22 protein-coding genes and 3 tRNA genes are annotated in these 26,089 nt (G+C 70.3%); 10 read left to right on the top strand and 15 right to left on the bottom strand.

Annotated features, from left to right (window positions below; translation table 11 throughout):
• Positions 1–181: 181 nt before the first annotated feature.
• Positions 182–1,207 (top strand): glycoside hydrolase family 6 protein, encoded by a 1,026-nt coding sequence (locus tag HED23_RS29880; protein ID WP_203186457.1) that lies wholly within the window; start codon positions 182–184, stop codon positions 1,205–1,207.
• 99 nt (positions 1,208–1,306) lie between these two features.
• Here HED23_RS29880 and HED23_RS29875 read toward each other — a convergent pair whose 3' ends face one another.
• A complete protein-coding gene (locus tag HED23_RS29875; RefSeq protein WP_203186456.1) occupies positions 1,307–2,191 on the bottom strand; it encodes a LysR family transcriptional regulator in 885 nt (294 codons plus the stop codon).
• Between the two features lie 125 nt (positions 2,192–2,316).
• Here HED23_RS29875 and HED23_RS29870 point away from each other — a divergent pair, with 125 nt between their 5' ends.
• The 3 genes from HED23_RS29870 to HED23_RS29860 all read left to right on the top strand — a co-directional run bounded on the left by HED23_RS29870 (position 2,317) and on the right by HED23_RS29860 (position 4,637).
• Positions 2,317–2,694 (top strand): VOC family protein, encoded by a 378-nt coding sequence (locus tag HED23_RS29870; protein WP_203186455.1) that lies wholly within the window; start codon positions 2,317–2,319, stop codon positions 2,692–2,694.
• A gap of 135 nt (positions 2,695–2,829) precedes the next feature.
• Entirely contained in the window at positions 2,830–3,849 is a 1,020-nt protein-coding gene (locus HED23_RS29865; protein WP_203186454.1) for an ATP-binding cassette domain-containing protein, read from the top strand.
• Entirely contained in the window at positions 3,846–4,637 is a 792-nt protein-coding gene (locus HED23_RS29860) for an ABC transporter permease (protein WP_203186453.1), read from the top strand. Before HED23_RS29865 ends, HED23_RS29860 begins: the two co-directional genes overlap by 4 nt.
• Positions 4,638–4,685: 48 nt before the next feature.
• Here HED23_RS29860 and HED23_RS29855 read toward each other — a convergent pair whose 3' ends face one another.
• The 3 genes from HED23_RS29855 to HED23_RS29845 all read right to left on the bottom strand — a co-directional run bounded on the left by HED23_RS29855 (position 4,686) and on the right by HED23_RS29845 (position 8,939).
• Positions 4,686–6,620 (bottom strand): kelch motif-containing protein, encoded by a 1,935-nt coding sequence (locus HED23_RS29855; RefSeq protein ID WP_203186452.1) that lies wholly within the window; start codon positions 6,618–6,620, stop codon positions 4,686–4,688.
• On the bottom strand, positions 6,617–8,545 hold the full coding sequence (locus tag HED23_RS29850) for a glycosyltransferase family 2 protein (RefSeq protein WP_203186451.1): 1,929 nt from the start codon (positions 8,543–8,545) through the stop codon (positions 6,617–6,619). The genes HED23_RS29855 and HED23_RS29850 overlap by 4 nt, the downstream gene beginning before the upstream one ends.
• Before the next feature lie 320 nt (positions 8,546–8,865).
• A tRNA-Lys gene (locus HED23_RS29845) sits at positions 8,866–8,939 on the bottom strand.
• Positions 8,940–9,107: 168 nt separating this feature from the next.
• Here HED23_RS29845 and HED23_RS29840 point away from each other — a divergent pair.
• From HED23_RS29840 to HED23_RS29830, 3 genes are all read left to right on the top strand, one after another.
• On the top strand, positions 9,108–10,376 hold the full coding sequence (locus HED23_RS29840) for a peptidoglycan-binding protein (protein ID WP_203186450.1): 1,269 nt from the start codon (positions 9,108–9,110) through the stop codon (positions 10,374–10,376).
• 37 nt (positions 10,377–10,413) lie between these two features.
• A complete protein-coding gene (locus HED23_RS35515; RefSeq protein WP_238442163.1) occupies positions 10,414–12,696 on the top strand; it encodes an SPFH domain-containing protein in 2,283 nt (760 codons plus the stop codon).
• Between the two features lie 168 nt (positions 12,697–12,864).
• The gene (locus HED23_RS29830) at positions 12,865–13,455 is read left to right on the top strand and encodes a lytic polysaccharide monooxygenase auxiliary activity family 9 protein (protein ID WP_203186449.1); all 591 of its coding nucleotides are present in this window, start codon (positions 12,865–12,867) and stop codon (positions 13,453–13,455) included.
• 63 nt (positions 13,456–13,518) lie between these two features.
• Here HED23_RS29830 and HED23_RS29825 read toward each other — a convergent pair.
• The 7 genes from HED23_RS29825 to HED23_RS29795 all read right to left on the bottom strand — a co-directional run bounded on the left by HED23_RS29825 (position 13,519) and on the right by HED23_RS29795 (position 19,044).
• Positions 13,519–13,592, bottom strand: a tRNA-Lys gene (locus HED23_RS29825).
• 194 nt (positions 13,593–13,786) lie between these two features.
• Positions 13,787–14,545, bottom strand: coding sequence for an IclR family transcriptional regulator (locus HED23_RS29820; protein ID WP_203186448.1), 759 nt, complete (start codon positions 14,543–14,545; stop codon positions 13,787–13,789).
• Positions 14,546–14,721: 176 nt separating this feature from the next.
• Positions 14,722–15,582, bottom strand: coding sequence for an ectoine/hydroxyectoine ABC transporter ATP-binding protein EhuA (ehuA, locus tag HED23_RS29815; RefSeq protein ID WP_203186447.1), 861 nt, complete (start codon positions 15,580–15,582; stop codon positions 14,722–14,724).
• Complete coding sequence (gene ehuD, locus HED23_RS29810; RefSeq protein WP_203186446.1) at positions 15,572–16,213, bottom strand: ectoine/hydroxyectoine ABC transporter permease subunit EhuD; 642 nt, start codon at positions 16,211–16,213, stop codon at positions 15,572–15,574. Before ehuD ends, ehuA begins: the two co-directional genes overlap by 11 nt.
• On the bottom strand, positions 16,210–16,944 hold the full coding sequence (gene ehuC, locus HED23_RS29805; protein ID WP_203186445.1) for an ectoine/hydroxyectoine ABC transporter permease subunit EhuC: 735 nt from the start codon (positions 16,942–16,944) through the stop codon (positions 16,210–16,212). Before ehuC ends, ehuD begins: the two co-directional genes overlap by 4 nt.
• Positions 16,945–16,963: 19 nt before the next feature.
• Entirely contained in the window at positions 16,964–17,866 is a 903-nt protein-coding gene (gene ehuB, locus HED23_RS29800; protein ID WP_203186444.1) for an ectoine/hydroxyectoine ABC transporter substrate-binding protein EhuB, read from the bottom strand.
• A 218-nt stretch (positions 17,867–18,084) separates the two neighbouring features.
• Complete coding sequence (locus HED23_RS29795; RefSeq protein WP_203186443.1) at positions 18,085–19,044, bottom strand: D-2-hydroxyacid dehydrogenase; 960 nt, start codon at positions 19,042–19,044, stop codon at positions 18,085–18,087.
• Positions 19,045–19,227: 183 nt separating this feature from the next.
• Between HED23_RS29795 and HED23_RS29790 the strand changes: the two genes are divergently transcribed.
• Both HED23_RS29790 and HED23_RS29785 read left to right on the top strand, forming a co-directional pair.
• Entirely contained in the window at positions 19,228–19,992 is a 765-nt protein-coding gene (locus HED23_RS29790; RefSeq protein ID WP_203186442.1) for a decarboxylase, read from the top strand.
• A 121-nt stretch (positions 19,993–20,113) separates the two neighbouring features.
• Positions 20,114–21,214, top strand: a complete 1,101-nt coding sequence (locus tag HED23_RS29785) for an LLM class flavin-dependent oxidoreductase (RefSeq protein ID WP_203186441.1) — start codon at positions 20,114–20,116, stop codon at positions 21,212–21,214.
• A 5-nt stretch (positions 21,215–21,219) separates the two neighbouring features.
• On the opposite strand, the gene HED23_RS29780 is transcribed toward HED23_RS29785, so the two are convergent.
• Positions 21,220–23,058 (bottom strand): putative bifunctional diguanylate cyclase/phosphodiesterase, encoded by a 1,839-nt coding sequence (locus HED23_RS29780; RefSeq protein WP_203186440.1) that lies wholly within the window; start codon positions 23,056–23,058, stop codon positions 21,220–21,222.
• A 424-nt stretch (positions 23,059–23,482) separates the two neighbouring features.
• Here HED23_RS29780 and HED23_RS29775 point away from each other — a divergent pair, with 424 nt between their 5' ends.
• Positions 23,483–24,724 carry a M6 family metalloprotease domain-containing protein gene (locus tag HED23_RS29775; RefSeq protein WP_203186439.1) on the top strand — a complete coding sequence of 414 codons (1,242 nt, stop codon included), beginning with the start codon at positions 23,483–23,485 and terminating at the stop codon, positions 24,722–24,724.
• A 59-nt stretch (positions 24,725–24,783) separates the two neighbouring features.
• Here the strand turns inward: HED23_RS29775 and HED23_RS29770 are convergent.
• The 3 genes from HED23_RS29770 to HED23_RS29760 all read right to left on the bottom strand — a co-directional run bounded on the left by HED23_RS29770 (position 24,784) and on the right by HED23_RS29760 (position 26,044).
• A tRNA-Lys gene (locus tag HED23_RS29770) sits at positions 24,784–24,857 on the bottom strand.
• On the bottom strand, positions 24,848–25,546 hold the full coding sequence (locus HED23_RS29765) for a bifunctional DNA primase/polymerase (protein WP_203186438.1): 699 nt from the start codon (positions 25,544–25,546) through the stop codon (positions 24,848–24,850). Before HED23_RS29765 ends, HED23_RS29770 begins: the two co-directional genes overlap by 10 nt.
• Positions 25,547–25,702: 156 nt before the next feature.
• Positions 25,703–26,044 carry a hypothetical protein gene (locus HED23_RS29760; protein WP_203186437.1) on the bottom strand — a complete coding sequence of 114 codons (342 nt, stop codon included), beginning with the start codon at positions 26,042–26,044 and terminating at the stop codon, positions 25,703–25,705.
• Between the last annotated feature and the right edge of the window lie 45 nt (positions 26,045–26,089).

Below are 26,089 nucleotides of genomic sequence, written 5' to 3'. Positions count from 1 at the left end.
GAGTGGCCCGGGCACGACGCGGGAGGTCGGGTCGTTCGTACTGACGGACACTGTAGGCCGACGACGCGTGCCTCCCGGAGGTTTTCGGCAGGATGTCCGGATCCGGGCGGGGGCGTCCGGCGTCCGGACCGCTGTGCCAGGATGGATCCGACCGGCAGCACACCGGTACGAGGGGGAGTGGATGTACGGCAGTTACACCGGACCGAAGGCGGGCGCGGCGGCCGGGGTGGTCGCTGTTCTGCTGCTGGCCGGGTGTTCCTCGTCCGACGGCGGGGCGTCCGACGGCGGCGGGAAGGACGCACCGGCCGTGGTCGACCAGCAGCCCAAGGCCGACGACCCGTTCTGGGTCAATCCCGACGGCAACGCGGGCCGGCAGCTCGCCGCCTACGTGAAGGACGGCGAGAAGGGGAACGCCGAGCTGATCCGGAAGATAGCGGAGCAGCCCGTGGGGGAGTGGATCACCCCGGACAATCCGCAGGAGGCCGCGAAGGGCTTCACCGAGGCCGCCGAGAAGGCCGACCGGGACGCCCTGCTCGTCCTCTACAACATCCCGCACCGGGACTGCGGCCAGTTCTCGAAGGGCGGCGCCGCCGACGGCGACGCCTACCGGGCATGGCTGGACGGTGTCGCCAAGGGCATCGGCGACCGTCGGGCCACGGTGATCCTGGAACCGGACGCCCTGCTGCACCTTGTGGACGGGTGCACGCCGCAGGAGTTCCACGAGGAGCGGTACGACCTGCTGAAGGGCGCGGTCGAGCGCCTGAAGCAGCAGCCGGCGACCACGGTGTACGTGGACGCCGGCAACGCCGGATGGCACTCGCCCGACGCGTTGTTCGAGCCGTTGCAGCGGGCTGGGGTCGCGGCGGCGGACGGCTTCGCGGTGAACGTGTCCAACTTCCAGACGACGGCGGCCAGCACGGACTTCGGCAAGCGGCTGTCGGCGAAGGTGGGCGGCAAGCCGTTCGTCATCGACACCAGCCGTAACGGCAACGGCCCCTACGAGGGGGGCGACCCCGCGGAGAACTGGTGCAACCCGCCGGGCCGTGCGCTCGGTGAGCCTCCGACGACGGACACGGGCGACGAGCTGGTGGACGCGTACCTCTGGGTCAAGCGTCCTGGGGAGTCGGACGGCGACTGCAAGGGCGGGCCCAAGGCCGGGGACTGGTGGCCGGAGTACGCGCTGGGGCTGGCCCGCGCCACGAAGTAGACGGGGGCCGGCTGGTGGGGCGGGGGTTCTTGCCGGAGGGGCGCCTGATCGGCGGGAAACCCGCGCCGACCCCGGAGTGGCGGGCGGAGCGGTGCTCCGTCAGGCCGTGGCTGTTTCGAGAAGGGTCTCGACGAAGGCGCGCACCTTGGGGGTGTTGCCGGTGACCGGCCACAGGAGGCCGTACTCCACGGGCTGAGCGTCGCGGAAGGGGACGTAGACGATGTCCGGGCGGGAGTAGTAGTGCGCCGCGCGTGCGGAGGTGGGGGAGACCCCCTTGCCCGCGCCGACGAGGGCGAGTACTTCCTGCCAGGCGGAGGTCGAGGGGCCGCGAGGGATGAGCCGGCCCTTCGGTGTGCGGCTGGGGTAGTGGATGTCGAGGAAGTACTGGGGCTGCCCTGTGATGGCCACCATCGGCGCTTCCGCGAGGTCCTCGACGGAGACCGTCTCGCGCTCGGCGAAGGGGTGCCCGGCGGGGACGGCGAGTGCGCGGGGCTCGGTGAAGAGCACCGGGCCGTTGACGATGTCCGGCTCGTCGATCGGCAGCTCGATCAGCTGGAGGTCGCTGCTGCCGTCGCGCAACGGCCCGACGGGATCGTTCAGCTGTGAATCCTGGATATGGACCACACAGTGCGGGTGACGGGCGCGGAAGGTGTCGGCGGCCGCCACGACGAGGTTCCCGCACCATGCGGCGGAGTAGCCGACGCGGAGTTCCCCGGTGATGCCCTGGCCGGCGGTCGCCGCGGCGGCCAGCGCCTCCTGGATCTGCTGGTAGCCGGTGGCCAGGCCGTCGCGCAGCTGGGCGCCGATGGGCGTCAGCTGGACGTGACGGCTTGTCCGCTTGAACAGTTCGGCGCCGATGGCGCGTTCCTGCTTCTTGATGGCCTGGCTGACGCGGGCCGGGGTGACGTGCAGGCGGTCCGCCGTGCGGCCGAAATGCAGCTCCTCCGCCAGGGCCAGGAAGATCTCTATCTCCCGCAGCTCCACGCTCCCCGCCCCCGATTCGTGAACCGCAGTGTTAAGTGTCGTTGCACGATACGTCGTTGATCTGTCTTCCCGCACTGCCGATGCTTGACGTGGTGGCAGTCGGTCACGTGGAAGGGGCTCAGCGTATGAACATCATCGCGTCGTCGGTGTCGTTGACCGTCGGCGATCCGGCGGCTTCGAGCCGGTTCTTCACCAGCCATCTGGGATTCCGGGAGGTGCTGGTGGCCGAGGGTGTCATCCACCTTTCGCGCGACGACGCGGCCACCGACCTCGTCGTACTGGAGAAGGATCCCGCGGCGCGGCAGCCGGACGCCCAGGCCGACGTGGTGGTCTGCTTCTCGGTCACCGACCTCGCCGCCGAGTACGAACGGCTGCGGCGGGAGGGTGCGCGGATCACGGTGCCGTTGCGCCAAGAGCCCTGGGGCGAGTGGGTGCTGCGGCTCGCGGACCCCAACGGTGTGGTGATCCAGATCGTGGAGTGGGTGCCGCCCGCCGGCGCCTGACTGCCTCCTCGCCTCCGCGCGGGCGCCGTTCGCCGTGGGGGGCGCTCACACCGCCGCGTACGGGTTGGTCCGCCATGGTTCAGCTCCAACGTTATTGATTCTCCTGGTACTTCAGACTTCGAACGGAAGGGCCTCATGCCTTCATCTGTCATGCCCACGCCCAGAATTGCGAACGGGCAGGAGCAGGCCGCCGCCGTCTCCGCCCTCGGGCTGCGTAAGTCGTACGGCGACAAGGTCGTGCTCGACGGCATCGATCTGCACATCCCCGCCGGGTCCGTGTTCTCCCTGCTCGGCCCGAACGGGGCCGGCAAGACCACCGCCGTCAAGATCCTCTCCACGCTCATCTCCGCCGACGGCGGGCAGGCGCAGGTCGCCGGGTGCGACATCGCCACCGACCCGCAGGCGGTGCGTGCCGCGATCGGTGTCACCGGGCAGTTCTCCGCCGTGGACGGGCTGATCACCGGCGAGGAGAACATGCTCCTCATGGCCGACCTGCACCACCTGTCCAAGGCCGAGGGGCGGCGGGTCACCGCCGAACTCCTGGAGCGCTTCGACCTGGTGGAGGCGGCGAGGAAGCCGGCCTCCACCTACTCCGGCGGCATGAAGCGCCGCCTCGACATCGCCATGACACTGGTCGGCAGCCCGCGCATCATCTTCCTCGACGAGCCGACCACCGGCCTCGACCCCCGCTCCCGCCACAACATGTGGACGATCATCCGCGGCCTGGTCTCCGACGGCGTCACCGTCTTCCTCACCACCCAGTACCTGGAGGAGGCCGACCAGCTCGCCGACCGCATCGCGGTCCTCAACGACGGCAGGATCGCCGCCGAAGGCACCGCCGAGGAGCTCAAGCGGCTGGTCCCCGGCGGACACATCCGGCTCCGCTTCTCCGACCCGGCCGCCTACCGGTCCGCAGCCTCCGCGATGGGCGAAGTCACCAGGGACGACGAAGCCCTCGCACTCCAGATCCCCAGCGACGGCAGCCAGCGCGAACTGCGCTCCATCCTCGACTGGCTCGACTCCGCAGGCATCGAGGCCGACGAATTCACCGTCCACACCCCCGACCTCGACGACGTCTTCTTCGCCCTGACCGGCCCCGTCGGCGTCCCCACCCAGGCCACCCAGACCACCCAGCCCAAGGAGAACGCCCGATGAGCTCCCTGCCCCTCGCCGTACGCGACTCGTCCACGATGCTGCGCCGCAACCTCCTGCACGCCCGGCGCTACCCATCGCTCACCCTGAACCTGCTGCTCACCCCGGTCATGCTCCTGCTGCTCTTCGTCTACATCTTCGGCGACACCATGAGCGCAGGCATCGGCAGCGGCGACGGTGGCCGTGCCGCGTACATCGCCTACATCGTCCCCGGCATCCTGCTGATGACCATCGGCTCCACCGTGGTCGGCACCGCCGTCTCGGTCTCCACCGACATGTCCGAGGGCATCATCGCCCGCTTCCGCACCATGGCCATCCACCGAGGCTCGGTGATCATCGGACATGTCATCGGCAGTGTGCTCCAGTCGGTCATGAGCGTGGTCCTCGTGGGCGCCGTCGGCGTGGCCATCGGCTTCCGCTCCACCGACGCCACGGCCCTGGAGTGGCTGGCGGCGTTCGGGCTCCTCGTGCTCTTCGCCACGGCACTGACCTGGATCGCGGTCGGCATGGGCCTGATCAGCCCCAACGCCGAGGCCGCCAGCAACAACGCGATGCCGCTGATCCTGCTGCCGCTCCTGTCCAGCGCCTTCATCCCGGTGGACACCATGCCGGGCTGGTTCCAGCCGATCGCCGAGTACCAGCCCTTCACCCCCGCCATCGAGACCCTCCGAGGACTCCTTCTCGGCACCGAGATCGGCCACAACGGATGGCTCGCCGTCGCCTGGTGCCTGGGACTCACCGTCCTCGGCTACCTCTGGTCGACCTCGAAGTTCGGCCAGGACCCGAAGTGACCGTCACGCCGACGCGGTGCGCCCCACCCGGCCGCGTGCCGGGCAAGGCTAGGGGATCTCCACCCACATGCCCTCCGACGGTGTGCCGTCGGCGTCGGTGACGAAGAGCATGTACCAGCCGGACGGGACCAGGGCCCTGTTCTTCGGCACCGTCACGGTGATGCCGTCGGCGGACCTCTCGAAGTCCAGGGCGATCGACCGCTGGTCCGTGTCCGTGACGTGAGTGACCGCGCTCGGGCGCATCAGCTTCGCCGAGGTGATCGACGAGGCGTGCCGGGTCGTGAACAGTCCCGAGCCGCCCCGGGAGATGCTCTTGGGGCCGGCGGTCAGCTCCGGACGCCCGTCGCGGTACAGATACGGCGGCGTGTAGATCTCGATGCGCTGCTCGAACGTTCCGGGCCGCGTGTTCGCCTGGTCCGAGTACAGGGAGTCGGAGCCGAAGATCATGACCCGGCCGTCCGGGAGGAGCACGGATCCCGAGTGGTAGTTGCGGCCCACCACCGGGTCGGCGACCCGCTGATAGGTGTCCGACTTCGCGTCGTACAGCCTGGCCTGCAGGACGTCCGAGCCACCGCGCCCCCGGTAGTCGCTGGAGCCGCCGGTGACCAGCAGGGAGTCGTCCGGGAGGAGGGAGGCACTCGGATAGCGGGTCCCCTCGGAGAGCCCGGCGCCGTCCGTGAAGCGCGGCTCCTTCTCGGTCAGGTCGACCAGCCGGGACTTCTCGCTGGACTTCTCCGACTCACCTACCCCGCCCCCGCCGATCACCATGTACTTCTCGTCCTGGGCGGGGGCCAGCCGCACGGTCGCCGAGGTCTCCATCTTGTCCGGGTCGCTGAGCCCGGGGATCTTCTCGAAGGTGTTGGACTCCAGGTCCCAGACGCCCGGGTCGCGGCCCACGTCGGCCGGCCCGTAACCGGCGTTGGAGCCGGAGTAGAAGAGCTTGCCGTTGTTCATGAGGAAGACGGCCGGATAGGTGGGGAACTTCCGGACGATGCCGGTGTACTCCCACTTCTTGGTCTCCGGGTCGTAGATCTCGTCCTTGCCGGGAACGATCTGGCCGATCTCGTCCAGGCCGGACAGGGAGAGGACCTTGCCGTCCTCCAGGGTGGTCAGCGTCGGATACCAGCGGGCCTCGTTCATCGGGTCGACGCTGATGTACTTCTCGGCCACCGGGTCGAATTCGTAGGCGTCCCTGATGCCCTGGAAGTCCTTCTTGTCGAGGGCGAGCTTCTGCGCTATCCCGTAGACGTTGCGGGTGTCGGAGCCCGTGAGCCCCGAGATCCGGTAGTTGTCCTCGGTGCCCGTCTCGTACTTCGTCCCCGACTTCTGCGCCTCGACGTAGATCCGGCCGAGGCCCGGCTCGTTCCGCAGGAACGCGCCGGTCTCCTCGTCGAAGACCTTGGTGGCCTTCTCCACCAGCACCGGGTCCTTGGAGACGAACGTCTTGCCGTTGTCCTTGCCGGTGAAGCGGGTGCCCGCGGGCACGGTGACCGGCTTGTCCGGGTCCTCGTTGTGCACGATCATCAGGCCGCCGGCCTTGGTGACGTCACCTTCGAGCTTCTCGTACCGCTTCGTGCCGCCGGCTATCAGGAGCTTTCCGTCGGGCAGTTGGGTGTGCCCGGCGCAGAACATGTCCTTGGGGGTGGGGATGTTCTTGTAGGTGTCCTCCTCCGGGTCCCACAGCACCGAGCGGAAGCTCTTCGCGTCGAAGTTCTTCTGGTCGTTGCCGGAGCCCGCGACGAGCAGCACCTTGCCGGTGTGCAGCAGGGCGGCGTGGATCGTGTTGATCCTGAACTCGGCGGGGACGTCGAGGAAGTCCCAGCGGCCGTTCTCCGCCATGTAGTCCTGCTGGTTGATGGCGTACGTGTGGTAGCGCTCGGTGCCGAAGCGGTACAGCCAGGGCCCGTTGGCTCCGGCGAGCGCCATGACCACCGCCGTACCGATCGCCAGGCGGCGGGTACGGCGGCTCGGACGGTACTTCATCGGTTACGTCCCCCAAGGGCGATCTGCATGGTGTCTTCGTTGCTCGCCCAGGAGGGCTCCGCCGCGGGTGCCGGCTCGGGTGCCGGCGCAGGCGCGGGTGGTCCGCCGCGGTGACCGCCGCGGCGCTTCTTCCGCTCGGCACGGACCGTGTACCGCCAGCCGAAGATCGGCGCGGCGGTGATCAGCAGCGCCAGGGAGGCCCAGATGAGCATCGCCGGGTGGCTGTGTCCGAGGACGAAGGAGGCGGCGATCGAACCGCCGAACACCAGGATGAAGAAGAGGTGGATGCGGAAGGTGCCGAAGAGGGTGTCAGGGCTGGACGAGTCGCCCTTGGGCGTCACCACGAACGAGCTCTTGCGGCGCAGCACCGCGTCCATCAGGGAGCGGGCGTAGATGGGCGCGGAGAGCGCGGACATCACCATGCCGGCGAGGCCGCCGGACCCCTCGGGCTCGTGCGGTGAGACGTTGTGGCGGCGGTTCCAGACGTAGAGGCCGATCTGGAGTGCCGAGGCGTTGCCGTACAGCATCATCCAGATCACCGGGTCGATCTGGACGCCGGAGGCGCCCATGCCGAGGAACAGGGCGCAGCTCAGGGCCGCGAGGATCCAGTTCATGGCCGACATCGGATAGAAGATGATCATCATCGTGTAGTTGAACAGCTTGCCCGCGGGGAGCGAGAACCAGCCCTTCCAGTACTGCTTGAGGATCGTCTCGTACGTGCCCCGGGACCAGCGCAGCTGCTGGGTGAAGAAGTCGGTCCACGCGGTCGGCCCCTCGCCGACGGCCAGGACGTCGGGGGTGTAGACCGAACGCCACTTCCTGCCGGTGAGCGGGTTGCGGTGGCGGTGGATCTCGAAGCCGGTGGCCATGTCCTCGGTGATCGAGTCGTAGAGGCCGCCGATCTGCTTGAGGGCCGAGATCCGTACGGCGTTGCTCGTGCCGACGAACATCGGCGAGCCGTAGCGGTTGCCCGCGCGCTGGATCAACGCGTGGAAGAGGAACTGCTGGGATTCGGCGGCCTTAGTGACGAAGGTGTCGTAGTTGCCGTAGACCTGCGGTCCGATGACGAAGCCGATGTCCGGGTCGCGGAAGTAGCCGAGCATCCGCTCCAGGTAGTTGGGGAGCGGCACGTGGTCGGTGTCGACCGAGGCGAAGAAGTCGTACGCGTCACCGTGCGCGTCCAGCCATGCGTTGTAGTTGCCGTGCTTCGTCTTCGCCCGGTGCGGGCCCTTGGCCTGGTTCCAGTGGGCGACGCCCTTGCGGGAGAAGTGGTGGACGCCGAGCCGGGCGCAGACCTCCTTCACCGCGGGGTCGTCGCCCTCGTCGAGCAGCCAGACGTGCATCAGCCCGCGGTGCCGGATCCGCACGGCGGCCTCCAGCGTCTTCGTCACCATCTCCAGGGGCTCCTTGCCCGGGACGAAGGAGGTGAGGAAGGCGACCCGCGTGCCGCTCTCGGGTATGACGGGGACCGGGTCGCGGGCCACGAGTGTGGCGTGTGCGTTCGACAGGACGTTCATCGTGCGGAAGAGCTCGATGAGGCCGATCGACACCAGCATCACGATGTCGAGGATCAGCAGGGTGTCGTTCTGGAGGTTCGGGTCGCGCTCCGTCCAGTGCTCGGGCTGCATGAGCCATGCGAAGAGGCCCAGGGAGACGAGTGGCGCCGCGCAGAGCAGCAGCGCCGCGCGTATCCGGTGGGTCTCCTGGGAGAGGAGCGAGCGGTAGCGCACACGGTACGGGCGGCCGGGGTCGGGCTGGGTCAGAGGCCCGGCGAGCCGGCTGTAGTGCTCGTAGTCGTAGCGCGGAAGTGCCTTCTTCGGCTGCCTTCTCGCCCTTCCGCTTCGCAGTTGCGGAGGCAGCCGCAGCTGGACCGTCTGGGAAGGGTCGGCGTTGTGCTGCCGGTCGCCTGACGGCGTCGACGTCATGGTCATCCCCCCGCACGCAGTAACTCTGCGTGATTTTCACCTGTGTGTACGTGAACGGGATCCCCACCCCGCGAGAAAGCTGATCTCTGTCCCCCCGGCCGGGAGATCCTCGGATCCCTCGGACGACACCAGGTCAGGTTGTCCGATACGCGGCGTGAACGCAAGGGCGAAACAGGCTGTTTACCCGTCATACGTGCGATTTGAGGGAATACCGTGAAGGAGGCGCACAGGGGTGGCGAAAGGCGCCCGGGGGCGCTCCCGCGCCCGAACGGGCATGAGCGAGGCCCCCTCACACTCGGTGAGGGGGCCTCGCTTTTGCGTGCGCCGTCAGGGACTCGAACCCCGGACCCGCTGATTAAGAGTCAGCTGCTCTAACCAACTGAGCTAACGGCGCCTGCTGACCTGGAGAACATTACCCGATGCGTGGGAGTGCTCCTGACCAATTCCGCTTCGGTCCGGCCTGTCGGATGGTCGTTTTTTCCCTTTAGTCCGTCACCATGAGCCATGCCGGAAATGTTTGCAAGCGGAAGATCCTGACGGCTTCCGAGGGAAGAGGAGGCGCATGACTGTGCCGGTCTTCGAGGAGTACGAACCCGACGCCGACTGTGGCTGTCCGGGCTGCGCCCAGCGCCGTCGTACGGCCGGGCTGCCCGTGCGCCACGGCGGGCACCCCGCCGCGCACGGGGCGCGGCGGGCGCTGGTGCTGGTCACCGCCGCGGGGGTGGTCCTGTCCTGCGGGGCGGGCCAGGCCGCCGCCACCGCTGCCGGACGGGATGCCCGGGCGGGCGAGGTGGCCGACCCGCAGCCGGTGCACCCGCAGGGCCCGGTGGGGCCCCTGAACAGCGGCGGAGCCTCGGGGCCGCCTTCCGCCCCCGATCCGGCGTCACCCACGACGACCCGGGCCGACATCATCACCCGTGCCCAGAATTGGGTGACGGCGAAGGTTCCCTACGACATGACGGCGTACTGGTCGGACGGCTACCGGCAGGACTGCTCCGGCTTCGTGTCGATGGCGTGGGACCTCGGCACCAACGAGTGGACCGGCAGCCTCGCCGGCTTCGGTACGAAGATCGACCGGGCCGACCTGGAGCCCGGCGACATCCTCCTCTTCCACAATCTGGCCGACCCCGCGGTGGGGTCGCACGTCACGGTGTTCGGTGGCTGGACCGACCACACGCACACCCACTACCTCGCGTACGAGCAGACCCGCCCGAGCGCGCGGAAGGCGACGACGCCGATGGCGTACTGGAGCAACTCCTCGAAGTACGTGGCCTACCGCCACAAGGGCATCGTCAGCGGCGCGGCCACCGCGTTCCCCGGGGCCGCGAAGTTCGGCCCCGGTACGGACAACGCGCACGTGACCCGGCTCGGGCAGCTCCTCGTCGCGCAGGGCGGCAAGCGCTTCTACAGCACGGGCGCCGGCCCGCGCTGGAGCGACGCGGACAGACGGGCGACGCAGGCGTTCCAGCTGGCGCAGGGGTGGAAGGGCAAGGACGCGGACGGCATCCCCGGCCCGGCCACGTGGAGCCTGCTGGTCAAGGGCACCGGGCACAGGATCCCCGCCGCCGCGTCCGGCGACCCCCAGGGCGGGGCCGTGGCCTACCCGGGGAGGAGCTTCTTCAGGCCGGGGCAGGCCGGCGGCCACGTCGAACGGCTCGGCGCCCAGCTGGTGAAGAAGGGGTACGGCGCGCACTACGCGACGGGCCCCGGCCCGCGCTGGACGGAGGCGGACCGCCGCAACGTCGAGGCGTTCCAGCGCGCCCAGGGATGGAGTGGGAGCGCGGCCGACGGATACCCGGGGCCGGAGACATGGCGACGGCTCTTCGCGTGACGGCTGAAGTGACGGAACGGACATGACGGAGGCGGGAATGCGATCCATCGAGAACGTACGGGGCGAATGGGACGAGCTGGGGGAGAGGTACGCCAGGGTCGTGCCCGCGCCCGGCGCCGGGGAGGCGCCGGCGCAGATGCCGCCCGCGACGGAGACGGGCCTGGCAGGACTGCCGGGGCCCGGTGCGGAGCCGGAGCCGCTGCGGGAGCCCGCCGAGGCCACGGTGGGCGATGCGTCCGCCGCTGTGGACGAGCCCTCGCGTGCGGGCGCGCCGCTGGCGGTGCGTGAGCCTGCGGCGGTGGACGCGCCCGTGGCGGTGGGTGCGCCGCTCGCGGTGGGTGTGCCTCCGGCGCCGGAGGACGAGTCCATCCCGGCGGATCTGGGGCCGGCCATGGACGCCGTGGCCGGGGTCGGACGAGCTGCCCCGGTCGACGTCCTTGCGGCGGCGGACCTGGGTCCGGGCCCGGATCTGGATCTGGATCTGGCGCGCGGGCCGGAACTGCCGGAACCGGCCCCGGAGCAGGTGACGGATCCGCCCCGGGTCCCGGACGCGGCCATGCGCGCGGACACCGAGTCGGTCACCTGGGCGGCTGCCAAGGCGGCCACCCGCGCGGATGTCGAAGAGGTCACCCGTGCGGACTCCGGGGCGGTCACCCGGGCGGACGCCGAGTCGGTCACCTGGGCGGGCTTCGAGCCGGTCACCCGGGCGGACGCCGAGGCGATCACCCGCCCGGACGTCGAGTCGGTCACCTGGGCGGGCTTCGAGTCGGTCACCCGGACGGACGCCGAGGCGGTCACCCGCGCGGACGTCGAGGCGGTCACCCGGACGAACGTCGAGGCGGTCACCTGGGCGGGCTTCGAGTCGGTCACCCGGACGAACGTCGAGGCGGTCACCCGCGCGGACGTCGAGGCGGCCACTCGCGCGGACGTCGAGGCGGCCACTCGCGCGGACGTCGAGGCGGCCACTCGCGCGGACGTCGAGGCGGCCACCCGCGCGGACACCGAGGCGGTCACCTGGGCGGGCGTCGAAGAGGCCACCCGCGCGGCGGCCGAGCCGGTGGCCACCCGGGCGGAGTGCGGGAGGGAACCGGGGGCCGGGCCGGATCTCCGGAAGTCCCCGCCCGGCGGGGCCCTGCGGGCCGCCGAGGAGAAGCGCGCCGCGGTGACGCTCACCGTCGGCGCCGCGGACCCGGTGGCCTGGTGGGGCACCGGGCGCCGACAGCCCGTCATCTCCACCGAATCCACCGCGCCCATCCCCGTGCACCTGCTCTTCCGTGACGACGGCCACGGCGACAGGCCCCCCGGCACGGGCGGCACCGCGGCGGGCACCGGGGTCGCGCAGAGGTCCGGCGTCCGCCGTCCACCCCTGCCGCGCTCCCCCCAGCGGCAGGCACCCACCCGGCCCGCTCCCCTCGCCGACCCCAGGCTCACCGAGCGGCCAGGCCCCGTACTGCCCGGATGGGCCGCGCTGTCCACCGCCGCGGCGGTGACGGCGGCCGGACTCGCCGTGCTGTGGTGGCAGGGCGCCGTGCCCGCCACCGTGACCGGGCGGCTCGGCCTCGGTCCGCGCCCGTACGACGGCATCGGCACCGGGGCCTGGGCCCTGCTCGGACTGCTGGCGGCCGTGGTGCTGTTCGCGCTCCGCGGTCTCGGACGGGGCCGGGCCGGACACGCCTCGGTGCTGACGCTCTTCGGCGGCTATCGCGGCAGCGTCCGGCGAACCGGCCTCCTGTGGATCTCCCCGCTCCTGCGCCGCCGCCGGATCGACGTACGTCTGCGGCACTGGCGCAGTGAGCCGCTGCACGCCGTGGACGCGAGCGGCACCGCGCTGCGTGTCGTGGTCCTCGTCGTCTGGCGGGTCAAGGACACCGCGCGGGCCATGCTCGGTGTCGCGGACCACGAGCGGTACCTGCGTGACCAGGTCGAGGCGGCGCTGGCCCGGGTGCTCTCGCAACTGCCCGCCGACGCCTTCCACGAGGACACCCACACCCTGCGCGACGCCGAGGCGGTGGGCGACGCCCTGACCCGCATGGTCAAGGCGGACTGCGTACCGGTGGGCATCGAGGTGTACTCCGCGCAGCCGACCGGCATCGAGTACGCCCCCGAGGTCGCCGCGGCGATGCAGCGGTGCCGGGTGGCGGCCATCGACGCGAAGCACCGGGACGGGGTGCTGACCTCCGTCGTCGACGCCGTGGACGACACCGTCGGCCGGCTGACCGCGCGCGGCATCGTCGAGCTCGACGCCTACGAACACAAGGCCCTGGTCAGGGATCTGACGGTGGCTTTCTACACCGGCCGGAGCGCCGGTGAGGGGGCCTGACCCCTTCCGGTTGCACGGAAGTACGCGCTGAAACCCGATCCACATTGGTCTGGACATGTTCATGCCGCGTCAATAATCTGGACTTGGTCTAGACCGCACGAGCGAGGCGCGCAGCACAGCTCAGAACATCCCCAGAACATCCCCCACGTTCTCGAGGAGCGACACAGCATGCGGAAAAGGGCAAGCGCGGCCGTCATCGGCCTGGCGATAGCGGGCGTCTCCATGTTCGCGACCGGCAGTGCCAGCAGTCACGGCTACACGGATTCCCCCATCAGCCGGCAGAAGCTCTGTGCCAACGGCACCGTCACCGGCTGCGGCAACATCCAGTGGGAGCCGCAGAGCGTCGAGGGCCCCAAGGGCTTCCCGGCGGCAGGACCGGCGGACGGCAAGATCTGCTCCGGCGGAAACGGTCAGTTCGCTCAGCTCGACGACCCGCGCGGTGGTGCCTGGCCCGCCACCAAGGTCACCTCCGGGCAGGGCTACAGCTTCCGCTGGCAGTTCACCGCCCGGCACTCCACCAGCGACTTCCGCTACTACATCACCAAGAACGGCTGGGACTCCACCAAGCCGCTCACCAGGGCCGCCCTGGAATCGCAGCCCTTCATGACGGTGCCGTACGGGAACCAGCAGCCCCCGGCGACACTGACGCACCAGGGCTCGATGCCCACCCAGAAGAGCGGTAAGCACATCGTCCTGGCCGTCTGGAACGTCGCGGACACCACCAACGCGTTCTACGCGTGCTCCGACGTGCAGTTCTGACAGCCGTAGCGCAACGCACAGTGGGCGGTCTCCCCGGAAGGAGACCGCCCACTGTGGTGTCTGTGCGCCGTCAGGGACTCGAACCCCGGACCCGCTGATTAAGAGTCAGCTGCTCTAACCAACTGAGCTAACGGCGCCTGCTGACTCGAAAATAATACCCGGTCCTCAGGGGTGCTGATGACACGCGCCCACGCGCCTGCGCGTGGGCCTCGCCACATTGTCCCCGGAGGTGCGGGCCCGCCCCTGACCTGCGGGCCCGCACCACCTCATATATACCGATCAAGCGGCCCCGGTGGCCACCCGCTCCGGGCGTCCCTGGTGCCGCGCCGGCTCAGAGGGCCAGCGACAGCAGGACGGGAGCAGCGCGCCGGTTCAGGGTGGCGGCCGCCGCCCGCAGCCGGTGCGCGTGCTCGATCGGCAGGGACAGCGCGAGGCACCCCGCGGACGAGCCCGCCGTCAGCGGGACGGCCGCGCACACCGTGCCGACGGCGTACTCCTGCAGATCGAGCACCGGCACCGTCGCCGGCTGGCTGTCCAGCTTCGAGAAGAGCACCTTCTCGCTCGTGATCGTCCGCGAGGTCAGGCGTGCGATCCGGTGCCGGGACAGGTGGTCGCGCCGGCCATTCTGGTCGAGCTGTGTCAGCAGGCACTTGCCGATCGCGCTGGCGTGCGCCGCCGAGCGGAAGTCCACCCACTCGTTGACGGCGGGGGTGCGCGGCCCGTCGGCCATCTGTGTGACGCGGATCTCCCCGTCGACGTAGCGGCTGACGTAGACCGCCGCACCGACCGAGTCGCGCAGCTGCACCAGGGTCTGCTGGAGCTTCGCCTCCAGGGCCTGCCTGCGGGCGGTGCCGGAGCCCAGTTCGATGAGCGAGGCACCGATGACGTACACGCCGTCGGCGACCTGCTCGACGTACCCCTCGCGGCGCAGTGTCAGCAGGAGGGGCGTGAGGTGCCCGGTCGGGAGCCCCGTTTCGCGGGAGATCAGAGCCTCGGTCACCCCGCTGCCGTGAGTGGACACGGACTCGAGCACGCGCAAGGCGTACTGCACCGAATGGAACGGCGCCTTCGGCTCGGGCTTCAACGCCACGATTCCCCCTTCAGGGCCTCTATCAGGTTGTGACCGCAAGCTCACGACCCACGATAGTCGCCAAGTGGCTGATTAGGAGGGGCTGTCGGGGAGTTGAGGGTGCGGCCCGGCTCCATCAGCTGGGGCGCACCCGCATGGCATATGCCGACGTCATGAGCGTCATGCCAACGGCAAGGTCACAGCACCGCGTTGAGGAACTCGCGCGTACGTTCGTGCTCGGGGTCGGTGAATATTTTTTCCGGCGTACCGGACTCGACAACCCGTCCCGCGTCGAACATCAGGACCTTTTCGGACACGTCGCGGGCGAAGTTCATCTCGTGGGTCACGCAGAGCATCGTGATGTCGGTGGTCCTGGCGATGTCGCCGAGCAAATCCAGTACACCCGCCACGAGCTCGGGGTCGAGCGCCGACGTCACCTCGTCGAGGAGCAGGATCTCCGGCTGCATCGCCAGTGCGCGGGCGATCGCCACGCGTTGCTGCTGGCCGCCGGAGAGCTGGGAGGGGTGCGCGTCGACCTTCCCGGAGAGCCCGACGAGGTCCAGCAGCTCGCGGGCCCGGCCCTCCGCCAGCTCACGGTCCATGCCCAGGACGTTGACCGGTGCCTCGGTGATGTTCTGGAGCACCTTCATGTTCGGGAAGAGGTTGAACTGCTGGAAGACCATCCCGATCTTCTTACGGGACTCCCGGAGCTGCTTCTCGCCCGCCGGCTTCAGCGAGCCGTCCGGCCGGCGCACATGGGACAGCGGTGAGCCGTCCACCCAGATCACGCCGTCGCTGACCTTCTCGAGCGTCATCAGCAGCCGCAGGATGGTGGTCTTGCCGGAGCCGCTCGGCCCGATCAGCGTGACGTGCTCGCCTCGCCGCACGGTGAAGTCGAGTTCGTCCAGCACCACATGGTCGCCGTACCGCTTGACGACCTTGTCGAAGCGGACCAGCGGCTCCACGCCGGTCGTACCGGCGACCGGAGTCAGCTCCGCGGGCTCCTTGACGGGGGCGGAGTCCGCGGGCTCCTTGAGGGGGGCAGAGTCAGTGGCCAAGGCGCTTCTCCAGCTTTCTCATCAGCAGCGAGGTGGGATAGCTCGCGACCAGGAAGACCAGTCCCGCGAGTGTGAATGCCTCGGTGTACGCGAAGTGGTCGGCTCCGTACTTCCGGGCCTCGAAGACCATCTCCTGCACGGTGATCACGGCGAGGAAGGGGGTCTCCTTGAACATCGAGACGGCGTAGTTGCCGAGGGCGGGCAGCACGTTGCGCACCGCCTGCGGCAGGATCACCGCCTGCCAGGTGCGCCGCGGGGACATCGAGAGCGCCCGGCAGGCCTCCCACTGGCCCTTCGGGACGCCGTCGATCCCGGCCCGGTACACCTCGGAGGTGTACGTGGCGTAGTGGATGCCCAGCACCGCGATGCCGATGGTCAGGGGCTCCACGGAGCTGAACACCGCCGCCGCGCCGACCAGCTGGACCAGCAGCGGGGTGGAGCGGATGAACTCCATCACCGCCTTCACGGGCACCGTCACGAAGCGGGACGGCGCCCGTCCGGCCACGGCGATCGCCAGGCCGAGCACCGCGGCCACGAGCGTGCCGAGCACGGTCGCGAGCAGGGTGACCCGGAAGCCTTCGAGCAGCAGGGGGAAGGCGTCCCCGACGGCATCCCAGTCGAATGTGTTCACCGGGCACCTCCGGCCGTGGTGGCGGGCTCCGCGCTGCGCGTCCTCAGCAGGCTGCCCGCGCCGGTGTGCAGGCCGAGCCGCCGCTTCGCGGTCCGCTCCAGCATGTTCATCAGCAGGGTCAGCGCGTAGGCGAGGACGAAGTAGGCGGCCAGCAGAGTCAGATAGGCGGTGAGGCTCTCACCCGTGCGGTCGCGGATCTGCTGGATCACCGTCATCAGGTCGGCCGCGGAGATGAGCCACAGCAGCGGCGTGCACTTCAGCAGCTGGATAAGGAGGTTGGTGAAGGACGGGATCATCTGGACCCAGGCCTGGGGAAGGATCACCTTCCGCATCCGGTGGAAGGGCGTCATGTTCAGTGCCACCGCCGCCTCGTACTGGGCGCGCGGCACGGAGTTGATCGCGCCCCGCACGATCTCGGAGCCGTACGCCCCGTAGTTCAGGCCGAAGGCGACGACACCGCAGAGCATCGGCGTCAGCTCGTAGCCTGTCAGCTGCGGCATCGCGTAGTAGAGCCAGAACAGCTGGATGTAGAGGGAGGTGCCGCGGAAGAACTCCACGACGGTCCGGGAGACCCCGCGTACCAGGAGGAGTCTGCTGCCCGCCGCCAGACCGAGTGCGAACGAGAGGAGCAGGGCGAGCAAGGAGCCCAGGACGGTGGCCTCGACTGTCACCCACAGACCGGATCTGACCTGGGGGAATTCGTCGAGGAGCGTGGAGAAGAAGTCACTCATACGGTGTGCTCCGCCCTCGTCAGCCCTTGCACAGGTCGGCCGTCTTGAGCGTGGCCGGCGGAATCTCCGTGGCACCGAAGCCGAACTCCTGGAGCAGTTCCACGTATCGGGACCTGTCCGAGACGATCTTCTTGAGCTCGCGGTTGAAGGAGTCCCGCAGATCCTCGTTGCCCTGGCGGAACACCGCACCACCCGGCGAGAACTGCTTCTTCCCGTCGAGCTCGGGGACGAAGGCCTCGGTGACCTCGGTGTCGGGGTTGGTCTTCGCGAGCCAGCGCAGCGAGATGCCGGTGAGCAGGAAGGCGTCGATCCGGCCGCCCTTGACGGCGTCCGCACCGTCCTGCGGCTTCTGCAGCGTCTTGATCTTCCCCTCGGCGATGCCCGCGCCCTCGGCGTACGAGCCCTCCACCGCACCGGACATCACGCCGATGGTGACGTCGGCCGCCTTCGCCGAGGCCAGGTCGGTGAGCTTCTTCGGGTTGCCCTTCTTCACCATCAGGGCGGTGGGGGATATGAACTCCGGCTCCGAGAAGAGGGCGTTGGCGCAGCGTTCGGGGGTGATGGCCATGCCCGCGCTGACGACGTCGTACTTGCCCGCCTGCAGGCCGGGGATGAGGCCGTCCCACTCCGAGAGGGTGGGCTTCAGCTCGTCGACGCCGAGCGCCTTGAATATCTCCCGGTGCAGGGTGGGGGCCTCACCCTTGAGCTCCTTGCCCTCCATGTAGCCGTACGGTGCCTCGTTGGCGTACGCGACGCGGACGAAGCCCTGCTTGCGGAGCTTGTCGAGCGCGCCCTCACCGTCCGCGGCGCCCGCGTCGGTCTTGCTGCACGCGGAGAGCAGTCCGGGGACGACGAGCAGACCTCCCACGGCCGCCGATCGATTGAGGAAGCCCCGACGGGACAGGTGAGGGAAGTCAGCCATGGTTCGCAATCTCCTGGAGAAATCGGGGTGTCGAACAGTCCGGACAGGGTGAGCACCTGCCCGATCAGGGGCACCTATGCAGCAAGCGCTGCCATGTAACCGAACAGTGGCCGGAGGGTGACCTTCCCGTGTCTCGTCATGGGCGGAGGGCGACGGGTGGTGTGCGGGGCGTGTTCCCCGTGGTGCACGACTTCATGACTGCCCGTCGCTCCGGAAAGTCAGGAGGGGATGTCGGCGGACGGCGGGTAACCGCGCGTCGTGTCCACCACGTTGGGGAGCGGGTCACCGGCTGCCCAGAGTTCGTACATCGAGACGAACTGCTCGCCCAGCCGGTCCCGCCAGCCGGCCGTGTCCCCGCTCATGTGCGGGGAGACCAGCAGGCCGGGCAGGTCCCACAGCGGGCTGGAGGGGCCCAGCGGCTCCTCCTGGAACACGTCGAGCGCCGCACCCGCGATCCAGTGCCTGCGCAGCGCGTCGGCCAGGTCCTCCTCGACGGTCAGCTGACCGCGCCCCACGTTGACGAAGTGGGCGGAGGGCTGGAGCAGTCCGAAGAAGCGGGCGTCGAACATCCCGAGGGTCTCCTCCGTCAGCGGGGCCGCGCCGATCACCCAGTCCGCGCCCGCCGCCAGCCGGTCCAGATCCTCGATGCCGTGGATCGTGCGCCGCGCCGTGCGCCCCACGAGCGCCACCTGGACTCCGAGGCCGTGCAGCAACCGCATGATCTCCCGGCCGACGGGGCCCGCGCCGACGACCACCGCCCGGGTCCCGGCGAGCCCCCGGGTCTCCCGGTGGCGCCACCGGTGCTGCCGCTGTAGCTCCAGCGTGCGGGGGAGGTCCTTGGCGAAGGCGAGCACCAGCCCCGCGACGTACTCGGCGATGGGCAGCTCGAAGACGCCCCGGGCGTTGGTGACCACGGTGGGGGAGGCGGTCAGCTCGGGGCAGAGCAGCCTGTCCACCCCGGCGCTCGCGGTGTGGACCCAGCGCGGGCGCGGCCCGTCGCCCGGCCAGGCCTCGCGGACGGCGTCGGAGGTGAAGTCCCAGACGAGCAGCACATCCGCGTCGGGCAGCTGTGCGCCCAGTGTCCGCTCGTCGGCGTACCGGACGACGGCCCGGCCGGTCAGCCGGCCGAGGCGCGGTGACGGGTCGGTGTCCAGGACGAGGATCACGGGAGTGGTCATCGGAATGACCACGCTCGCACCGGGGCACACGCCCGTCAACAGGGCCTCCGTGGCGCGGGAGAAACCGCTGGTCGCACACGTTGCGGGCGGCGATATGGGGCCATAAGGGGAATACTTGTCCCAGGCGGGGGCAGCGGTGACAGGAGTGCCGGCAGGACATCCGGACGCACCGGAAGGATGGACATGACGACCGTAGGACTTCTCTACCCTGGCCACGCCGCGGAGGACGACTTCCCGCGGATCGAGGTCATGCTCGACAGCGACATCAGAGTGCCCCTCTTCCACACCGATATAGACGAGGACGCCCGCAGGGCCGAGAACCTGAGGGTGGCGGGCGAGCCCGACCGGCTGAACGCCGGTGTCGAGGAATTGCGGATGGCCGGCGCCGAATCGCTGGTCTGGGCCTGTTCGGGCGGCAGCTTCGCCTACGGCTGGGACGGGGCGCACGAGCAGGCCGCGGGGCTGGCCAGGGCCGCGGGGCTTCCCGCGTCCAGCACATCCGTCGCCTTCGTCCACGCGGTACGCGAACTGGGCGCCTCCCGGGTCGCGGTCGCCGCGACCTACTCCGAGGACATCGCCGCGCTCTTCGCCGGCTTCCTGGAGTCCGGCGGGGTCGAGGTGGCCGCGACCCGGGGCAGCGGCATCATCACGGCGTCCGAGGCGGCCGCGGCGGACGTGGACCTCGTGAAGGAGCTGGCCGTGGCCGGGGACCATCCCGACGCCGAGGTGGTGCTCCTCCCCGACAACGCCCTGCACACCGCCGCGCACGTCCCCGAACTGGAGGAACTCCTCGGCAAGCCGGTCCTCACCGCCAACCAGGTGGCGGTCTGGGAGGGGCTCCGGCTGGCCGAGCGCCGTATCTGGGCCCCCACCCTCGGCACCCTGTTCGCCACCCGCGAGCCCCCGCTGGGGGCCACCGAGCCCAAGGGCATCGAAGTACGGGAGTAGACGTCCGGTGAGGCCGCCCAGGGGTGTGGGGCGGCGGGCCGTGGCTTCGGGGGAATAAGCGGAGCCATCCTCCTGTTGGCACTCTCCGATACGCAGACGTAGCACCGGAGAGGCCGAACACGTGGACGAGAACCGAGGCGACCAGATTCGTGGCACAGCGGGCGGGACGGCCTCCGTGCCCCTCTCCGTGCTCGACCTGGTGACCGTGGGCCAGGGCCGGACGGCCACCCAGGCCCTGCGCACCAGCGTGGACATCGCCAAGCTCGCCGAAGCCCGTGGTTTCCACCGTTTCTGGGTTGCCGAACACCACTCCATGCCCGGTGTGGCCTCGTCGTCCCCCGCCGTGATCCTCGCGCACCTGGCCGCGCACACCGAGCGCATCAGGCTCGGCTCCGGCGGTGTGATGCTGCCCAACCACGCCCCGCTGGTGATCGCCGAGCAGTTCGGGACCCTGGAGGCGATGGCCCCCGGCCGTGTCGACCTCGGCCTGGGACGGGCCCCCGGCACGGACGGCGCGACCGCCGCCGCACTGCGCCGCACCGACCGGCTGAACGAGGGTGCCGACGATTTCCCGCAGCAGCTGGCGGAGCTGATCCGCTTCCTGGACGACGACTTCCCGGACGGGCACCCCTACGCCCGTATCCACGCTGTTCCCGGACCGGTGCAGGCCACGTCGCCCGGCGGCGTCCAGTCGCCGGGCCGTCCGCCCGTCTGGCTCCTGGGCTCCTCCGGTTTCAGCGCACGGCTGGCCGGTGTCCTCGGCCTGCCCTTCGCCTTCGCCCACCACTTCTCGGCGCGGAACACCGTGCCGGCCCTGGACCTGTACCGGGAGTCCTTCAAGCCCTCCGCCGTGCTCGACGCCCCGTACGCCCTCATCGGGGTCGCCGCGCTTGCCGCCGACGACGAGCGCGAGGCCAGGCGCCAGGTGCTCACCGGCGCCCTGTCCATGGTCCGGCTGCGGACCGGACGCCCGGGCCTCGTGCCCAGCCCCGAGGAGGCGGAGGCCCACGACTTCAGCCCCATGGAGCGCGAGTTCGTCGACGGCTGGCTGAAGGACATCGTCCACGGCACGCCGGACGAGGTCCGCAGCGGCCTGGACGACCTGGCCAAGCGCACCGGTGCGGACGAACTGATGATCACGGCCAACGCGCACGGCGGAGAGGCCAGGCTGCGCTCTTACGAGCTCATCGCGGACGCGTACGGGCTGCCCGGGGCGGTCTGACCCGCTCAGCTCTCCGGCGGCCTGGCGCCGATCAGCTCGGCGATCCGCTCCGGGGCCACCGCACGTGAGTACAGCCATCCCTGACCGGTGTCACAGCCGATCCGGCGCAGCCGCTCCGCCTGGCCCGACGTCTCCACGCACTCCGCGGTGACCGTGAGGCCCAGGCGGTGCGCCAGCTGCACCATGGCTTCGACGATCGTCTCGTCGGCCGGGCTGGGGTGCGCGCCGTCCTCGTAGCGGAAACCGCGTACGAAGGAGCCGTCCAGCTTCAGCACGGACACGGGCAGCCGGCTCAGATAGGCGAGGTTGGAATAGCCCGTGCCGAAGTCGTCGATCGCGATCCGAACCCCCATGCCACTGAGCGCCTCGAGCACCCGCAGCGGGCGGCCGGAGGAACCCATGACCGCGGATTCGGTCAGCTCCAGCTGCAGCAGCCGGGCTTCGAGGCCCGTCTCGGCGAGGATCTCCGCCACCTCGGCGACCAGATCGGAGTCCCAGAGCTGCCGCACGGCGACGTTGACGCTGATGAACAGCGCGGGCTCGTCCGGGTGTTCGAGCTGCCAGCGGCGGGCCTGGCGGCAGGCGGTGCGCAGCACCCACCGGCCGAGCTGGACGATCGTGCCGTCCTCCTCGGCGATCGGGACGAACCGGCTCGGCGCCAGCAGCCCGAACCGTGGGTGATTCCACCGGACCAGGGCCTCCACACCCCGTACGACCTCGTCCGCCATGCCGACCAGCGGCTGGTACTCCAGGGTGAACTCCCCGCGTTCGACGGCAGGGCGGAGCGTGGAGGAGAGTGCCTGCCGGGTCATCCGGTGCGCGTTGCGCTCGGGGTCGAAGAGGGTCCAGCGGGACCGGCCGTCCTCCTTGGCCCAGTACAGCGTGGTGTCCGCCGCCTGCATCAGGGCGGTGGCCGACGTCCCGGCCGACGACCGTTCCACCACCCCGATCGACGCGGACACCGACAGCCGGTGCCCCGCCACCTCGAAGGGCCGCTGGAGGGCGGTGAGCACCGCACGGGCGAGATCGGTGAGTTGACGCGTGCCCGATGATTCCTCGACGAGGATCGCGAACTCGTCGCCGCCGAGGCGTGCCACCAGATGACCGCCGGTGCGGTGGCCGTCGGCCTCGGCGCAGTCGGTGAGCCGTCCGGCGACAGCGGCGAGCAACCGGTCGCCCGTGCGGTGCCCCAGGGTGTCGTTGACCGCCTTGAAGCCGTCGATGTCGAGGTAGCAGAGGCCGATCCGGCCGTGCCGGGGCGGTGTCCCGTCCTGCACCGCGGGGGCTTCCAGGGCCGTCGCGAGCCGCTCGAAGAACAGTGTGCGGTTGGGCAGCCGGGTCACCGGATCGTGCATCCGCAGGTGGCGCAGCCGCTCCCGCAGCTCGCGCCGGTCGCTGACGTCGGCGACGGACAGCAGCACGCGGCCCGCTCCGGCCCCCGGGTCGCCCATCGGTACGACGGTGACCTCGGCCCACAGCGGCCGGCCGTCGGCGTGCTTGAGCCGACGGGTGCACCGGAGCCGGGGCCGGTCACCGCGCAGGACCTCGGTGTAGGCGCGCCAGGTGGGACTGTCCGAGGAGAGACCGACGAGGTCGGCCGCCGGCCGCCCCGTCAGGGACGCGGGGTCGGTGCCCAGCAGCCTGCTCAGCGCGTCGTTCGGCCTGACGATCTGGCCACGGCGGTCGACGACGGCCATCGGGAGGGCTGCCGCTGCGAACGCGGAGCGGTAGTCGTGCAGCTCCGAGAGGCCGGGTGTCCGATGATCACACTGCGTGACCGCCGGCGGTCCGGCGTCGTGGGCCGTGCCTGCTCGGACTTCCGGCCCTTCGGAGGTTCCGCTCACCGCTCGCTCCCGCTGTGCAGATAGTCGTGAACAGGTGTCGCCGGGCAGGGGGATGGAGTGGTGCGCCGTGCGAGAGGCGGGAACCACGCAGGAAAGCGAGGTGAAGCATAGAGGGTGGCACACCGGCCGTTCCAACACGCCCGCCGTTTCGGACACGCGGCACGCGCATGGCCCACGTCTGTCCCACGTCTGTCCCAAGGGTGGCGGCCTCATGCCGCTTTGGCCATTGGTGATCACTTTTGAGTTGATCTGGCTACTTCGGCTCCTCGGGTGAACGATTGTGACTGTGTGTGAGGGTGATCATCTGTCTTCGGATGATCACTCCGCCCTCCGCTGACCCGTGTGGGGCAGCACAACAGGGCGTACGCCGACGAAACGGCACAGGGTGAAGGGGAAGTCCCGCATTCGCCACCCGGAGGTAGATGTGCCGCGTCAGCACGGACCCGGGGGAGTGGAGAGGCCGAGCCTGCGCAGTGCGGCGGCCGCTCTCACCTCCCTCCTGGCGCTCGCCGCCACCGGACTCGTCGCCGGGCCCGCCGTGGCTTCCTCGCGCGACGCGGGGCCGTGCGCCCTCCCCAGGACCGGGGCGCACCACTCGCTCGGCCTCGACACCTGGAACGACGCCTATCCGCGCCCCGACCGCACCCTCGACGCGGTCATGGTCTTCCTCTCGTTCCCCGACTCCGACCCCGTCGTGTCCCCCGAGGTGCTCGCCGCCGACTACTTCCCCTCGACGACCCGCTTCTTCGAGCGCGCCTCGTACGGGAAGTTCACCCTGCGCGCCCACCCGCAGCGGCGGTGGACCTCCATGCCGCACCCGTCCACCCGGTACGGCATACAGCGCGACTGGGGCTCCGAGAGCCGCAGCGCCTACCTGCGCGACGCGATCGAGGCCGCCGACGAGCAGACCGACTTCTCCGCGTACGACATCGTCTACCTCGTCGCCGACCCCGACGCCCCCGGTGTCGACTCCGACGCCACCAAGGTCGTCAACTTCGACCGGCCGCTGCGCGCCGACGACACCGACATCAGGCGAGTGGTCACCGTCTTCGAGGAGCACCCGCCGGACCGGAACGTCCTCGCGCACGAGACCGGGCACGTCTTCGACCTGGCGGACCTCTACCACCGGCCGGAGGACGGGAAGGGTGACTGGGACACCTACGTCGGCGACTGGGACGTGATGGGCAGCCAGTTCGGGCTGTCCCCGGACCTGTTCGGCTGGCACAAGTGGAAGCTCGGCTGGCTGGAGGGCGAGGAGGTCGTCTGCGTGCAGGGTGCCGCCGACCTCACCCTGGAGCCCATGGCCGAGGTGCCCGTGCCGGGCGCGTCCATCGGCACCCGGCTCGCTGTCATCAGGACCGGTGCGGACAGCGCGCTGGCCATCGAGGCCCGCAGTGCCACGGGCAACGACCGGACGACCTGCACCGAGGGTGTGCTCGTCTACCGGATCCGGAACGCGACACCGTCCGGCGGCGGCCCCGTCGAGGTGCTCGACACCCACCCGGATTCCGACGCCTGCTGGGACCGCTCGGTCTACCCGCCGCTGGCGGACGCCCCGCTCCAGGAGGGCGAGCGCTACACCGTGCCGGGCGAGCGGATCCGGATCGACGTCGCCGACCGGACCCGGTCGGGAGCGTGGACCGTCCGCATCGCCACCGGCGCCTGACCTGCGCGAACGCACACGAAGAAGCCCCCTCGCTTCCACGAGGGGGCTTCTTCCGTCTGTGCGCCGTCAGGGACTCGAACCCCGGACCCGCTGATTAAGAGTCAGCTGCTCTAACCAACTGAGCTAACGGCGCCTGGTGACGTCGTAGACATTAGCACCCGCATCGGCGGGAGGAAAAATCGAATTCCCCGTGGTCGAGGGGGCCGCCGACCTGCACACCCGGACACAGGCCCACAGGAGCACGTCAGGGCCCGGAAGCCAGGGGCTGCGCGTGTCGGGGGCGACCACCCAGCGGGGTCCGCCGGCCCCCGCGCCGGCGGTCAGGGGCGGCACGGTGACCGCGTCCCCCGTGCCGTGACAGAGCACCGGCGGCAGGGCTCCCTCGTGTCGTCGGGCACCTCCGGCGGTGCCCGCGCCCCACTCCTCCCACGCGAGCAGCGACGGCAGCCGCTGGGCCGTGCCCGGGGAGGCGAACAGCAGCATCCGGCCCCGGTGCGTGGCCACCGGCCCTGATCCCGGCCCCTCCGTCCAGAGCTGCTCGAGCATGCGCCTGCCGAACAGGGCGGGCACGTTCACCACGTCGAACGAGGAGCCGCAGGGCAGCACGCCGGGGGCGCCGGGGCGGGTCTCCCACTGCGAGAGCGTGCTGCGTGGGTACGGCGTCGCGCCCGCCAGCCACGCGGCGCCGGACGCCGTGACCTGGGCGGCCCGATCGTCGGCCCAATGGCCGGCGCGGTCCCGCAGCATGTCGAAGAGGCCGACGCCGTCGTGCGGGGCGGTGCCGGTCCGCAGGGTCGTTTCGTCACTCAGCCAGGCGCTCATACCGTCATGTCTACCGGCTGTGACGCTACTGTTCCCCAGAGTTGCCGAACGGCGGACAGGGCACGGGGCGACGGAGTATCTTGCCCGTCGGCATATGCCAGGGGTGTACCCGCAGTGACGAAGGCGCGGTGCGGGAGCGGTGACCCCCGCCGGAGGTCAGGGCGCGGGGTCGTCCAGCAGGGACCGGCCGAACTCGATCATCTTCTTGGCGTAGTCCTCGGTCCACTCCGCGCGCTCGGCTATGTCCGCGGCCGTGAGCCGGTCGAACCGGCGCGGATCGGCGAGCTGGGCGGCTGCCACGGCCTGGAACTCCACGGCCCGGTCGGTCGCCGCCCGGAAGGCGAGCGTCAGCTCCGTCGCCCGGGCCAGCAGTTCCTTCGGGTCCTCCATCGACTCCAGGTCGAAGAAGTGCTCCGGATCGGCTGCCGCCTCCGACGGCTCGAAGAGCAGCGGCGCCGGACGCAGCCTCTGCCGCTCGTTCCGCTCGGGTTGTGCCATGTGGTGTTCCTTCCTCGTACGGCCGGACGGCCACCTTCCATTGTC

It is taken from the genome of Streptomyces pratensis (assembly GCF_016804005.1).
In the GTDB taxonomy this organism is placed as follows: domain Bacteria; phylum Actinomycetota; class Actinomycetes; order Streptomycetales; family Streptomycetaceae; genus Streptomyces; species Streptomyces pratensis_A.
This window is presented reverse-complemented; position numbering and strand designations above follow the sequence as displayed.

Bases quoted from the DNA above. Each gene is read 5' to 3' on its own strand.
- HED23_RS29880 (WP_203186457.1), top strand. From the start codon at position 182: ATGTACGGCAGTTACACCGGACCGAAGGCGGGCGCGGCGGCCGGGGTG.
- HED23_RS29870 (WP_203186455.1), top strand. From the start codon at position 2,317: ATGAACATCATCGCGTCGTCGGTGTCGTTGACCGTCGGCGATCCGGCG.
- HED23_RS29865 (WP_203186454.1), top strand. From the start codon at position 2,830: ATGCCTTCATCTGTCATGCCCACGCCCAGAATTGCGAACGGGCAGGAG.
- HED23_RS29860 (WP_203186453.1), top strand. From the start codon at position 3,846: ATGAGCTCCCTGCCCCTCGCCGTACGCGACTCGTCCACGATGCTGCGC.
- HED23_RS29855 (WP_203186452.1), bottom strand. From the start codon at position 6,620: ATGAAGTACCGTCCGAGCCGCCGTACCCGCCGCCTGGCGATCGGTACG.
- HED23_RS29850 (WP_203186451.1), bottom strand. From the start codon at position 8,545: ATGACGTCGACGCCGTCAGGCGACCGGCAGCACAACGCCGACCCTTCC.
- HED23_RS29840 (WP_203186450.1), top strand. From the start codon at position 9,108: ATGACTGTGCCGGTCTTCGAGGAGTACGAACCCGACGCCGACTGTGGC.
- HED23_RS35515 (WP_238442163.1), top strand. From the start codon at position 10,414: ATGCGATCCATCGAGAACGTACGGGGCGAATGGGACGAGCTGGGGGAG.
- HED23_RS29830 (WP_203186449.1), top strand. From the start codon at position 12,865: ATGCGGAAAAGGGCAAGCGCGGCCGTCATCGGCCTGGCGATAGCGGGC.
- ehuC (WP_203186445.1), bottom strand. From the start codon at position 16,944: ATGAGTGACTTCTTCTCCACGCTCCTCGACGAATTCCCCCAGGTCAGA.
- ehuB (WP_203186444.1), bottom strand. From the start codon at position 17,866: ATGGCTGACTTCCCTCACCTGTCCCGTCGGGGCTTCCTCAATCGATCG.
- HED23_RS29795 (WP_203186443.1), bottom strand. From the start codon at position 19,044: ATGACCACTCCCGTGATCCTCGTCCTGGACACCGACCCGTCACCGCGC.
- HED23_RS29790 (WP_203186442.1), top strand. From the start codon at position 19,228: ATGACGACCGTAGGACTTCTCTACCCTGGCCACGCCGCGGAGGACGAC.
- HED23_RS29765 (WP_203186438.1), bottom strand. From the start codon at position 25,546: ATGAGCGCCTGGCTGAGTGACGAAACGACCCTGCGGACCGGCACCGCC.
- HED23_RS29760 (WP_203186437.1), bottom strand. From the start codon at position 26,044: ATGGCACAACCCGAGCGGAACGAGCGGCAGAGGCTGCGTCCGGCGCCG.